Here is a 12,059-nt window from a genome sequence, read left to right as displayed (position 1 = left end):
AAGGGAATAACCGACCGGCGCCGACGATTGCTCCAGGCCCTTCTGCCGCGGCCGACGGTGCGGCCTGGCGGCCCGAACCGCCGGAGTTGGCAGTACACGGTACACTGCCGGCCATGCCCGTTCTTCGCCTTGCCATTCTTTCGCTGCTGTTCCTGCTCTCGGCGTGCAGCAGCGAGCAGAACGATCCCTATCCGCAAACCGAGCGCGGCAAGAATATCCTCTATTCGGCGTTTACCGACAGGCCGAAACATCTCGATCCGGTGCAATCGTACAGCGAGGACGAAATCACCTTCACCGCGCAGATCTACGAGCCGCCGCTGCAATACCACTATCTCAAGCGACCGTACGCGCTGATACCGGCGACCAGTGAGAGCGTGCCGGTGCCGCGCTATTTCGACGACAGGGGCGGCGAGCTGTCGGCCGATGTGCCAGCGGCCAAGATCGCGCATAGCGTCTACGAGATTCGCATTCGCCCCGGCATCCGCTATCAGCCGCATCCGGCGTTCGCCACCGATGCTGCCGGCCAGCCGGTCTATCGCGATCTTGACGCCGAGCAGTTGCGGGGTATCGATCAAATTGCCGACTTTGCCGAGACCGGCACTCGCGAGCTGGTCGCCGACGACTATATCTACCAGATCAAGCGGCTGGCGCACCCGCGCCTGCATTCGCCGATCTTCAGCATGATGGCCGAGCGGATCGTCGGCCTGCGCGAACTCGGTGCTGCGCTGCACGAGGAGGCCAAACTGCTGCCGCCGGGCAGTTGGCTGGATCTCGATCGCTTCCCACTGACCGGCGTCACGCGCGTCGATCGCTACACCTACCGCATCGAGCTGCGTGGCAAGTATCCGCAGTTCCCCTACTGGCTGGCGATGCCCTTCTTTGCGCCGGTGCCGCGCGCGGTGGATCGCTTCTACAGCATGCCCGGGATGGCCGAGAAGAACCTCACGCTCGACTGGTATCCGGTCGGCACCGGGCCATTCATGCTGACGCGCAACGATCCGAATAGCCGCATGGTGCTCGAGCGTAATCCCAATTTCCATGGCGAGACCTATCCCTGCGTTGGCGAGCCCGGCGACGAGGCTGCGGGGCTGCTGGCCGACTGTGGCAAGGCCTTGCCGTTCATCGACAAGGCGGTTTTCTCGCGCGAGAAGGAGGCCATTCCCTACTGGAACAAGTTCCTGCAGGGCTACTACGACGCCTCGGGGATATCGTCGGACAGCTTCGACCAGGCGGTGCGTCTTGGCGTCGGCGGTGATGTTCGCCTGACCGACGAGATGCGCGAGAAGGGCATCCGCCTGCTGACCAGCGTGCGGCCATCGGTCTTCTACATGGGGTTCAACATGCTCGATCCGGTGGTCGGCAGCCTGTCCGAGCAGACCACCAAATTGCGCCAGGCGCTGTCGATCGCCATCGATCAGGAGGAGTTCATCTCGATCTTCATGAACGGTCGTGGCATTGCCGCGACCAGTCCGCTGCCGCCGGGGATCTTCGGCTATGTCGACGGTGAAGCGGGCAACAATCCGGTGGTGTACGACTGGGTCGACGGGCGGCCGCGGCGCAAGTCGGTGGAGGAGGCGAAGCAACTTCTCGCCGAGGCAGGCTGGCCGAATGGTCGCAACGCGAAGAGCGGCGAGCCGCTGGTCCTCAACCTCGACACCACCAGTGGCGGCATGGGCGAGAAGTCACGGCTCGACTGGCTGACCCGGCAGTTCGCCAAGATCGACGTCCAGCTGGTCGTCCGCTCGACGGATTTCAACCGCTTTCAGGAAAAAATCCGCAAGGGCGCGGTGCAGCTCTACTACCTGGGCTGGAACGCTGACTACCCGGATCCGGAGAACTTTCTGTTCCTGCTCTCTGGTTCTGAAGGCAAGGTGGCGGTCGGCGGCGAGAATGCCTCCAACTACGTCAATCCCGAGTACGACCGCCTGTTCGAGCGGATGAAGAACATGGAGAGCGATGGGCCACGCGCTGCCGAACGGCTGGCCATCATCCGCCAGGCGATCACGCTGCTGCAGCACGATGCACCGTGGATCTACGGCTTTTACCCGAAGAGCTACACGCTGGGCCAGAGCTGGCTGCACAACCGGAAATCGACTGACGTCGGCAACAACATTCTCAAGTACCAGCGCATCGACGTCGCTCGCCGGGAGCGTTTGCGGCAGCAGTGGAACCCGCCGGTACTGTGGCCGCTGGTCGCCGGCGCCGTCCTGCTGTTGGCCGTCGTCCTGCCGGCCGCGATCGGCTATCGCCGTCGTGAGCGGGGCACCGCCCGCCGATGATCTGTCCAGGCGCACCTCTGGCTGCCGATGGCGTGCGACTGACGATGCACGGAACCGTGCGCCGCGGGCGGTCAACGCGGCTTGCGGTATAGTCGCCGACCATGCTTGCCTACCTCGTTCGCCGCCTGCTCTATGCGTTGCCGATCTTGATCGGGGTGAACCTGATCACCTTCGCGCTGTTCTTCGTGGTCAACACGCCGGACGACATGGCGCGCATGCAGCTCGGGGTCAAGCGCGTGACGGCGGAGGCGATCGACAAGTGGAAGGCCGACCGCGGCTACGACAAGCCGTTGTTCATCAACGACTCAGCGAGTGGCAGCGCGGTGTTCACCGATACCATTTTCTTCAGCAAGTCGGCACGGATGTTCGTCGGCGATTTCGGCCGTGCCGAAGACGGCCGTGACATCGCCCGGGAGATCACTTCGCGGATGGGGCCGTCGCTGGCGATCGCGCTGCCGACTTTCGTTCTCGGCCTGCTGGTCACCGTCTCCTTTGCCCTGCTGCTGACTTTTTTCCGCGCCAGCTATCTCGATTTCTGGGGGGTCGTGCTGTGCGTGGCCTTGATGTCGATCTCGGGCCTGTTCTACATCATTGGCGGCCAGTTCCTGATCAGCAAGATGTGGCGGCTGGTGCCGATTTCCGGTTATGGCGGCGGCCTCGACGCCTGGAAGTTCGTCATCCTGCCCGTCTTGATCGGCGTCGTTTCGGGTATCGGTTCGTCCACCCGCTGGTATCGCACCATCTTTCTCGAGGAGATCTCCCGCGACTACGTGCGCACGGCGCGCGCCAAAGGGCTCTCCGAGCTGGCGGTGCTGTTCCGGCACGTGCTGCGCAACGCGATGATTCCGATCCTGACCGGGGTGGTGGTGGTCATCCCGCTGCTGTTCATGGGTTCGCTGCTCACCGAATCCTTCTTCGGCATTCCCGGGTTGGGCAGCTACACCATCGATGCGATCAACGCGCAGGATTTTGCCGTTGTTCGCGCGATGGTCTTCATCGGCTCGGTGCTGTACATCGTCGGCCTGATCCTCACCGATCTCTCCTACACCTTCGTCGACCCGCGGATACGGTTCAACTGATGGCTGTCCTTCCCGTCATTCTCTGGTCGGATGTCCTGATCTGGCTGCTTTTCGTGGCGGCGATCGTCTTCGGCTGGCTGTCGGCGCGCAATCCGCTGTGGCGCACCGCCTGGCAGCGTGTCGGCCGCAGTCGTGCCGGGATGGCCTCGGCGACGATCTTGCTGGTCTTCGTGGTGGTCGGCCTGCTCGATTCGATTCATTATCGGCCGCGCCTGGAAAACGACGCCGGGCAGGGTGCGACGCCGGTCGCGCAACCGCCGGCAGCCTACGCCGTCGAGGTCCTGTCCGTGCTTGACGCCATCCTGACGCCGCTGCGCACGCGTAACGAAAAGACCTATTCGGAGCCGTTGGCGACACGCGCTTACGCCAAGGAATCGATCGAGTCGCGCGACGCCGATGGCCAGCTTTTGCTGACTCGCGATTATCCGCGCCTGACCTACGGTGGCGCCCATCTCGGCAGCGACGAGGCGCGCCGGGACGCCGACATCGGCCAGCGTCTGCTGCGCGCCGTGGGCATGGCCCTGCTCGCCTGGTGGGCGATCGCGGCGGCCAGCGCCGGTGGCCTGGCCCACGCCGAAGCCTGCTCGCAGCGGGAGGCTTGGCGACGCATCTGGAGCAACGAGAGTGATTTTGCCTGGAACGCGGTGCTCGCCGCCATCGGCGTTCTGTTTCTGGTGGCCTCGCCGCTGCTTGTGCTGTCGGTCGACTACCACGTCTTCGGCACCGACAAGATCGGCCAGGACGTGCTTTACCAGGTGCTCAAGAGCGTGCGCACGGCGCTGGTCATCGGCCTGGTGACGACGCTGGTCACCTTGCCGCTATCGATCTTTCTCGGCGTTCTGGCCGGCTATTTCCGTGGCTGGGTCGATGATCTGATCCAGTACCTTTACACCACGCTCAGTTCGATTCCCGGGGTCCTGCTGATCGCCGCCGCGGTGCTGATGATGCAGGTGGTGATCGACAATCATCCGCAGTGGTTCGCCACCGCCGCCGAGCGCGCCGACCTGCGTCTGCTGGCACTGTGCTTCATCCTCGGGGTGACCAGCTGGACCGGGCTGTGCCGGCTGCTGCGCGGCGAGACGCTGAAACTGCGCGAACTCGAGTACATCCAGGCGGCACAGGCCTTCGGCGTTGCCGAGCTGCGCATCATTGGGCGGCATATCCTGCCCAACCTGATGCACATCGTGATCATCGCGCTGGTGATGGATTTCTCGAGTCTGGTCCTCGCCGAGGCGGTGCTCTCCTACGTTGGTATCGGTGTCGATCCGACCATGATCAGCTTCGGCACGATGATCAACAACGCGCGCATGGAGCTGGCACGCGAACCGATGGTCTGGTGGTCGCTGGCCGCCGCTTTCGCTTTCATGTTTGCGCTGGTCCTCGCCGCCAACCTCCTCGCCGACGCCATCCGCGACGCCTTCGATCCACGCATGGCGGGGTCGGCATGAGCGACGAGGCGACGGTGAGCGGCGAAATCCTGCTCGAGGTCCGCGATCTGCGTATCGCTTTCGCCAGTGGCCGCGCATTGCTGGTAGCGGTCGATGGCGTCGATTTGCAGGTCGCTGCCGGCGAGACGCTGGCCCTGCTGGGCGAGTCGGGTTGTGGCAAGTCGGCGACCGCCCTGGGCCTGTTGCGCCTGCTGCCGGCAGCCGGGCGGATTCCGTCTGGCGAAGTGCTTTTCGCCGGGCGCGATTTGCTCGGTCTGCCAGAGGCCGAGATGCGCGGCGTGCGCGGTGGTGGCATGGCGATGATCTTTCAGGAGCCGGCAACCAGCCTCAATCCGGTGCTGACCGTCGGTCATCAGCTCGGTGAGGTGCTCGAACGCCATCTCGGGCTGGCCGGGCAGGCGGCGCGTGACCGCGCCCTTGAACTGCTGACCGCGGTCGGCATCGCCGACCCGCAACGCCGCCTCGGCGAGTACCCCTTCCAGCTCTCCGGCGGCATGAAGCAGCGGGTGATGATTGCTGTCGCGCTGGCCGGCAGGCCGCGCCTGTTGATCGCCGACGAGCCGACGACGGCGCTCGACGTGACCATCCAGGCGCAGATTCTCGAACTGTTGCGTCGGCTGCAGGCCGAAAACGCGATGGGCATGCTGCTGATCACTCACGACCTCGGCGTGGTCGCGCAGATGGCGACGCGGGTCGCCGTCATGTACGCCGGGCAGATCGTCGAAGAGGCGCCGCGCGAGATCTTCTTCTCGGCAGCACGTCATCCGTATACCCGGAAATTGTTCGCCGCCTTGCCCGACCTGGAACGCCGTGGCGGCCGCCTGGAAACGATTCCCGGGCAGGTGCCGCCGCTCTCTGCAATGCCTTCCGGTTGCCGCTTTGCCGACCGCTGCGCACATGCCTGGGAGCTTTGTCGCCAACAGGCGCCGCTATGGCGAGAGGTGGCTGTCGGTCATCGCCTGCGCTGTCATCTTGATCGCCTGCCGGGCGAGGAGCAGAGTGTCGGCGGCGGCAGCGGCGGCGGCATGACGCCTGCCGCCGCTGTCGGCGGGGGCCAGGGCACAGCCGAACCGGTGCTGCTCAGCGTGCAGGATCTGCGCGTTCACTTCCCGATCCGGCGTGGCATCCTGCAGCGCACGGTCGGGCACGTCCGGGCGGTCGATGGCGTTTCGCTCGAACTGGCCCGTGGCCGGACGCTGGCGCTGGTGGGTGAGTCTGGCTGCGGCAAGACCACGGTCGGCAAGGCCATTCTGCAGTTGATCCCTGCCAGCGGCGGCCAGGTGCGCTTGCTGGGGCAGGAACTCGGTGGCTTGTCGCGCAATGCGCGGCGGCCGCTTCGGCGGCGGATGCAGATGATCTTTCAGGACCCCTTTGCCTCGCTGAACCCGCGTATGTCGGTCGGCGAGATCATCGGCGAGGGGATGAGCGCCCTGGCGACTGCTTCGTCGCGGCAGGCCAGCGAGGCGGCGATCGCCGCCGTATTGCAGCAGGTGGGGCTCGAGGCAGCGGCAGCGCGGCGCTATCCGCACGAGTTCTCGGGCGGCCAGCGGCAGCGCGTCGCCATTGCCCGCGCGCTGGCCGTCCAGCCGGACCTGGTCATCTGTGACGAGCCGACCTCGGCCCTGGATGTCTCGGTGCAGGCGCAAATCCTCAACCTGCTCGGTACGCTGCAGGCCGAGCTCGGGCTCGCCTACCTGTTCATCACGCACAACTTTGCCGTCGTCGATCATCTGGCGCACGAGGTGGCGGTGATGTATCTGGGCCGCATCGTCGAGCGCGGGACGGTCGACGACGTTCTGCGCTCACCGCAACACCCCTACACGCGTGCCTTGCTGTCGGCGGTTCCCAGCGCCCGTCTCGACGCGCAACCGGAGTTCATCCGCTTGCCGGGTGAAACGCCATCGCCGGCAAACCCGCCGGCGGGTTGTCATTTTCATCCGCGCTGCCGGCAAGCCAGTGCGGCCTGCCGCGAACGCTATCCGGATAGCACCACGCTGTCGACGACGCACACGGTGCGTTGTCATCTCTTTCCGTAGTGTCGTAGAGGTTCGTTGCGGCCAGACGCAGTGCCAAGAGACGAGCGGCGGGATGTGGGTGCAGGGACCACAGCGGCCAGCCGCGCAGACCCTGGCGTGCTGGCCTAGCGGGTCTTCTTCCCGTGCTTGCCGTCGGCTTCGGCGAGTTGGGTGGACGACTTGTCTGGCGCGCGCTTGCTGGCGGTGTCGGGGGCGGCCACCAGCAGCTTGCTGCCGGAGGTTACCTGATCGGAACGCAAGTTGTTGAGTTGCTTGAGTTCGGCTACCGTCATGTCGTAGCGCTGCGCAATGCTGTAGAGCGTTTCTCCTCGCCGCACGGTGTGCGAGCGGCTGGCGGGCGCCACCTTTGCCGCGCTTCGCGTCGGTTCCGATTTGCTGGCGATCTCGACCTGAACCCGGCGCGTAGTCGTTGCCGGTGGGCTGGCCGGTTCGCTGGTGGCCACCGTCAGTTTGGTGCCGTGGTTCACGCGATCGGAACGCAGCTTGTTCAGCTGTTTGAGTTCCGCCAGGCTCATGCCATAGCGTTGGGCCACGCTGAGGAGCGATTCTCCCTTGCGGACAGTGTGCGTGCGGGTGCGCGTGACCATGGTGGTGGTCGTCGTCGCGGCTTTGGCCGGCGCCCGGTCAGGGTCTGCCGCCGGCGAGAAGCGCGGCGTGGCAACGACCAGCGGCTGTTCTGCTGGAGTGGTCAGCCCCGTCGGTTCCGGATCACTTCCGTCACCGGCGACCAGCAGCGTTTCCCCTGAAGCGACCCGCGTGCGACCGCGGATCCCATTGGCCGCCTTGAGGCCGGCCACGGTCATGCCGAAACGCGGCGCGATCTGTTCGAGTTTCTCGCCCGGACGCAGGGTGTAGGCCTGCCATGAGGATAGCGGCTTGTCGCTTTCCTCGTGCGCCTCGAGGTTCTGGTTGAAGGTTGCGACCTTGTCGGCCGGGATGATCATCGGCGTTTCGGACTTGATGACCGGGCGATTGTGCGCGGGGTTGAGTGCGACGAATTCCTGGACCGGCATTTCGGCCAGTTTGGCCGCCACCTTGACGTCGATGTTGCCGCTGTTGGTGACGGTCGCGAAGTAGGGGCGCATGGGAACGCCGAGCATGCCAAGGTCGGCGAGGATGTTGGGGTTGCTGAAGATGTTTTTCAAGGCCTGCAGTTTGGGAACGTAGTTGCGCGTTTCCTCAGGCATTTTCAGACTCAGATAATCGGTTGGCAGACCCTGTGCCTCGTTTTTCTTGATCGCCCGACCGACTGCCCCCTCGCCCCAGTTGTAGGAGGCCAGCGCCAGGTGCCAGTCGCCGTGCAGTTCGTAGATGTATTGCAGATAGTCGAGAGCCGCTCCGGTCGAAGCGACGATATCGCGCCGCTCGTCCACCCACCAGTTCTGCTCAAGCTTGTACTGCTTGCCCGTTGCCGGGACGAATTGCCACAGACCGGAAGCGTGGCTGCGTGAGTAGGCGGTGGGGTTGTAGGCGCTTTCCACCATCGGCAGCAGGGCAATCTCCATCGGCATGCCGCGCTTCTCGAGTTCGACGATGATGAAATGCAGGTATCGGCTGCTACGCTCGACCATGCGGCGCAGGTAGTCTGGGCGGTTCAGATACCATTGCTGATGATGCAGAACCAGCGCGTTGTTGATGTTCGGCATCGAGAAACCACGACGCAGGTGCTGGAAGATCTCCGCGGACTCGTAGGTCAGGTCGACGGTTTCCGGCAGAGGGGGTGGCGGGGCAAGTTCAACGACCGGTAGCGGGCCGTTGGCGCCTGCCGGGGCAGCAGTTGCGGCTGTGCCCGGGTTGTACGGGGCTGAAAGGTTTGCTGGGGTGGCTTGTCTGACGGCCTCGTCCGAGGAAGCGGCACCGCAGGCAAGAGCAAAAACAATTGCGAATGCGATTCGTGGCGCCATCCGTAGGTCCTGTGCGTGTTCGCGGGTGGTACCAGTGGGTACCAGCGGATCCCGACGACGACGTTTCGCCTGATCGAAGTCCCGCGCTACAAGCCCACAATTATAGAACAGAGATCGGCTCGCCGTTCTGTTCATTTGCGCCGCTCGACGTCTCTTTGGCGGCGCTGATGATCGGCCAGACGTTGCAGCGAAGCGGCAGATTCACCTCGCGTCGACCGCCTGGAGACGATCCCGAAAAAGCACAAAGCCCAGTCAGGCTGGGCTTTGTGCTCTGGTGTGCTGGCGGAGTGGACGGGACTCGAACCCGCGACCCCCGGCGTGACAGGCCGGTATTCTAACCAACTGAACTACCACTCCGTACTTCGCTGCTGATGGTGAGTTGATGCTGGGTGATTCCCTCGCCATCAAGGAAGGTGCGCATTATAGCGGATTTCGGCAGGCAAGCAAGTGGGTGAAGCGAGTCTCGGTTGGATCGCAAGCGGCGCTTGCCGGGAGCATTCCAGGGCGGGGCGGTGGCGAGCGGTGAGCAGGGCGTGCCGGAATGTCGCGCGCGTCTGCCGGCGCGATCGCGGCGCCGCGCGGGGGGGGTGCCGCAAGCGCTTTCAGCGGATAGCGCCCAGGAAGGCCTCGATAGTCGGCTGCGCTTCTTTCAGATGCTGCTGGCAGTTGTCCCAGTGCAGCGGGCTCAGGCCGAGGATGGCGAGCAGGGCAGTGCGCTCGGCGTCGTCTTCGGCAGGCGCCTGCTGGCCGGGGAGGGCCGCGTAGGTCGCCCGGTCGGCCAGCCCGATCAACGCGCAGAAAGCGCGTTCGTCGCCGGCCGCCTCGGGATCGTGATGGTGGGCGATGGCGGCGACGTAGCGCGCCGGGAGATCCCAGCGCTCGGCGACCATTTCGCCCACCTCGGGGTGGGTGAACTCGAACAGCGTTCTCTCCGCTTCCAGGCTGGCCATCGCAGTCTTTGCGGGCGCGCGGGCAAGCACCTGGTGGTAGACAGGTTCCGCCTGGATGGCGAAGATCAGCTTGCCGATGTCGTGCAAAAGCCCGGCCATGAAGGCCTCGTCGGGCGAGCAGTCCACCGCCGGAGAAAGGAAGCGTGCGGCGGTCGCCGTGGCGATCGAGTGCTTCCAGAAGTCCATCAGGTTCAGCCGCTCGGTGCGAAAGGCATCGAAGGCGCCCACCGAGATGATCATCCCCTGAACATTGGTGAAGCCAAGCACCCGGACGGCTTCGCTGATGGTGCTGACCCGTCGCGAGAAGCCGAAGAAAGCCGAGTTGGCGACGCGCAGGAGCTTGGCCGAGATCGCCGGGTCATGCGCAATGACCCGCTCCACTGCCGCGGCGCCGCTATTCGGATCCTGCATTACCTTGAGCGCCTGCATGACGATCGACGGCAGCGTCGGTACCTCGTAGAGATCGACCGGCCTGAAGCGGGCCAGCGGTTCGGTCGTCAGCTTGTTGCTGCCCGAGGTGTTGCCAAGTTCAAACAGGTTCGGCGACAGTCCCGGGTGCATCAGCTGGAAAACATGCATCGGATGCGGCAGGTCGCGCAGGCGAAGCATGCCGGCGTCGCGCAGGCTGCTGCCGGCGGTCAACGATTCGCGGACCAGCGCCTCGGTTGGTGAGGTGAGCAGCGTTTGTCCGCCAAGGGTCACGGCCAGCAGGCGTGCGCAGCGGTTGACCGTGGTGCCGAAGTAGTCACCGTCGCACAGGTACGCCGGGCCGGTGTGCAGCGCGATGCGCACCCGCAGGCCCTCTTTTGTCGGCCATTTCTCGGCGGCGAGGCTTTCCTGGATCTGGCTGGCGGCATGGAGTGCGCCGGCAGCATCATCGAAGGTGACGCAGAAAGCATCGCCGACGGTCTTGAAAACGTAGCCGTGGTGGCGTGCGATCGCCGCGGCGAGCAGCGTGTTGTGGCGCTGCAGTGCGACCCGCATGGCTTTCGACTCACGTTCCCACAGGCTCGTCGACCCTTCGATGTCGGTGAACAGGAAAGTGACCGTGATCAGCGACGCATCGCCCAAGGAAAGTTCTGCTGGTCCCATTCACAGCCTCGCTGGTTCTTTGGCGGAGATCATCTGCCGTTGCTGTCCGGTGGACGCGCGGCCGTTGAAGGGCCAGAAACCTGGCCCGCCGATGCGAGTATCCGGGCTTCCGGTCCCTGCAGTCAATCGCCACGCCGGGTTGGTGGCTGCTGGCGGACGCTCGTGCCGGCGCCAGCGGCGGCAGCGATCATGCCGACCGGCGACAACATTCCGCGGGGGCAAGCGACAGCTCGCTTTCCGGCGTGCAAAAGCAGCGCTCAGGGGGCAGAATGATACGGGGACGGCGGCCAACGGCCGACGTCCGCCATTCACGAACCTTCGACAGACCCGACAGGAGACAAATCATGAGCCAACCCATTGTTTACGGCGATGCCATCAGTACCTACGTTCGTTCCGTCCGACTGGCCCTGGAGGAAAAGGGGGTAGCGCACACGCTCGTGGCCGTCGATCTGGTCAAGAGCCAGCAACTGGAGAAGGAGCATCTGGCCCGCCATCCCTGGGGCAAGATGCCCGCCTTCGAGCACGACGGCAATTCGTTCTACGAGGCCTCGGCGATCATGCGCTACGTCGACGAGGCGTTTCCGGGACCGGCATTGATGCCGGCGACGCCCGTCGAACGCATCCGGGTCAATCAGGTGATGAGCATCGTTGACAGTTATGGCTATCCGGCGTCGATCACCAATATTTTCATTCCCCGTGTGCTGGTGCCTTCGCTCGGTGGCCAGACCGACGAAGCGCAGGTCGAGGCGGCCAAGCCGAAGGCCGCGTTGTTCCTCAGCGAGATCACCCGCTTGCTGGGCTGGGATAGCTACTACGGCGGCGCGACCGTGAGTCTCGCCGACTTGCACGTGCTGCCGGTGTTGGCCTACCTTCGGGCGACCCCGGAAGGCCAGGCCATGCTCGCGGCGGCGCCGAGCATCGGGGCCTGGATGGCCCGTATGAACGAGCGCAGCAGCGTGCAGGCAGTGATGCCGGGCGCTTGAAGCGGGCCAGACGATAGCCCCGCCAGGGTCGAGCTGGATCGGAATAAGCGCGCTGCCGACACGGCTCACTCGGGTCGGCAGCGAACCACAGCAGGCGCAGCGACCCTCGTTCGTGGCGGCGGCTCCGCCCCGCCGCCAGGAGGCGTGGTCGGTATCAATCGGCCTGTCGCCGGTAGGCCGGAACCGGCGGCCGTCGGCATTCTTTGGCAAACGCCGCCTGTGGTCGGTGCGGCAGCCGACGCAGCCCCGCAGCGTGAGTGGCGCTTTCCCCGCACCCAGCGGGCGTAG

At 65.0% G+C, this 12,059-nt stretch carries 7 protein-coding genes and 1 tRNA gene; 5 read left to right on the top strand and 3 right to left on the bottom strand.

From position 1 onward, the window contains the following. Positions 1-113: 113 nt before the first annotated feature. The 4 genes from RUW20_RS19025 to RUW20_RS19010 all read left to right on the top strand — a co-directional run bounded on the left by RUW20_RS19025 (position 114) and on the right by RUW20_RS19010 (position 6,842). A complete protein-coding gene (locus RUW20_RS19025) occupies positions 114-2,279 on the top strand; it encodes an ABC transporter substrate-binding protein (RefSeq protein WP_313953791.1) in 2,166 nt (721 codons plus the stop codon). Between the two features lie 101 nt (positions 2,280-2,380). Continuing rightward, on the top strand, positions 2,381-3,358 hold the full coding sequence (locus RUW20_RS19020) for an ABC transporter permease (RefSeq protein WP_313953788.1): 978 nt from the start codon (positions 2,381-2,383) through the stop codon (positions 3,356-3,358). Continuing rightward, positions 3,358-4,806, top strand: a complete 1,449-nt coding sequence (locus RUW20_RS19015) for an ABC transporter permease (protein ID WP_313953787.1) — start codon at positions 3,358-3,360, stop codon at positions 4,804-4,806. The genes RUW20_RS19020 and RUW20_RS19015 overlap by 1 nt, the downstream gene beginning before the upstream one ends. Then, entirely contained in the window at positions 4,803-6,842 is a 2,040-nt protein-coding gene (locus RUW20_RS19010; protein ID WP_313953786.1) for an ABC transporter ATP-binding protein, read from the top strand. The genes RUW20_RS19015 and RUW20_RS19010 overlap by 4 nt, the downstream gene beginning before the upstream one ends. A gap of 104 nt (positions 6,843-6,946) precedes the next feature. Here the strand turns inward: RUW20_RS19010 and RUW20_RS19005 are convergent, their stop codons facing one another. The 3 genes from RUW20_RS19005 to RUW20_RS18995 form a co-directional block, all read right to left on the bottom strand. Continuing rightward, a complete protein-coding gene (locus RUW20_RS19005; protein WP_313953785.1) occupies positions 6,947-8,746 on the bottom strand; it encodes a LysM peptidoglycan-binding domain-containing protein in 1,800 nt (599 codons plus the stop codon). 280 nt (positions 8,747-9,026) lie between these two features. Beyond that, positions 9,027-9,103 (bottom strand) — tRNA-Asp (locus RUW20_RS19000). Positions 9,104-9,348: 245 nt separating this feature from the next. Next, positions 9,349-10,788 carry an HDOD domain-containing protein gene (locus RUW20_RS18995; RefSeq protein ID WP_313953784.1) on the bottom strand — a complete coding sequence of 480 codons (1,440 nt, stop codon included), beginning with the start codon at positions 10,786-10,788 and terminating at the stop codon, positions 9,349-9,351. Between the two features lie 344 nt (positions 10,789-11,132). Here RUW20_RS18995 and RUW20_RS18990 point away from each other — a divergent pair, with 344 nt between their 5' ends. Beyond that, a complete protein-coding gene (locus RUW20_RS18990; protein WP_313953783.1) occupies positions 11,133-11,771 on the top strand; it encodes a glutathione S-transferase family protein in 639 nt (212 codons plus the stop codon). Positions 11,772-12,059: the final 288 nt, after the last annotated feature.

The organism is Accumulibacter sp., assembly GCF_032229525.1.
Lineage (GTDB): Bacteria > Pseudomonadota > Gammaproteobacteria > Burkholderiales > Rhodocyclaceae > Accumulibacter.
The sequence above is the reverse complement of the archived record's forward strand: the minus strand, read 5'-3'. Positions and strand labels throughout refer to the sequence as shown.

Excerpts from the sequence above, each read along its gene's own strand:
- RUW20_RS19025 (WP_313953791.1), top strand. The coding sequence starts at position 114 with ATGCCCGTTCTTCGCCTTGCCATTCTTTCGCTGCTGTTCCTGCTCTCG.
- RUW20_RS19020 (WP_313953788.1), top strand. The coding sequence starts at position 2,381 with ATGCTTGCCTACCTCGTTCGCCGCCTGCTCTATGCGTTGCCGATCTTG.
- RUW20_RS19015 (WP_313953787.1), top strand. The coding sequence starts at position 3,358 with ATGGCTGTCCTTCCCGTCATTCTCTGGTCGGATGTCCTGATCTGGCTG.
- RUW20_RS19010 (WP_313953786.1), top strand. The coding sequence starts at position 4,803 with ATGAGCGACGAGGCGACGGTGAGCGGCGAAATCCTGCTCGAGGTCCGC.
- RUW20_RS19005 (WP_313953785.1), bottom strand. The coding sequence starts at position 8,746 with ATGGCGCCACGAATCGCATTCGCAATTGTTTTTGCTCTTGCCTGCGGT.
- RUW20_RS18995 (WP_313953784.1), bottom strand. The coding sequence starts at position 10,788 with ATGGGACCAGCAGAACTTTCCTTGGGCGATGCGTCGCTGATCACGGTC.
- RUW20_RS18990 (WP_313953783.1), top strand. The coding sequence starts at position 11,133 with ATGAGCCAACCCATTGTTTACGGCGATGCCATCAGTACCTACGTTCGT.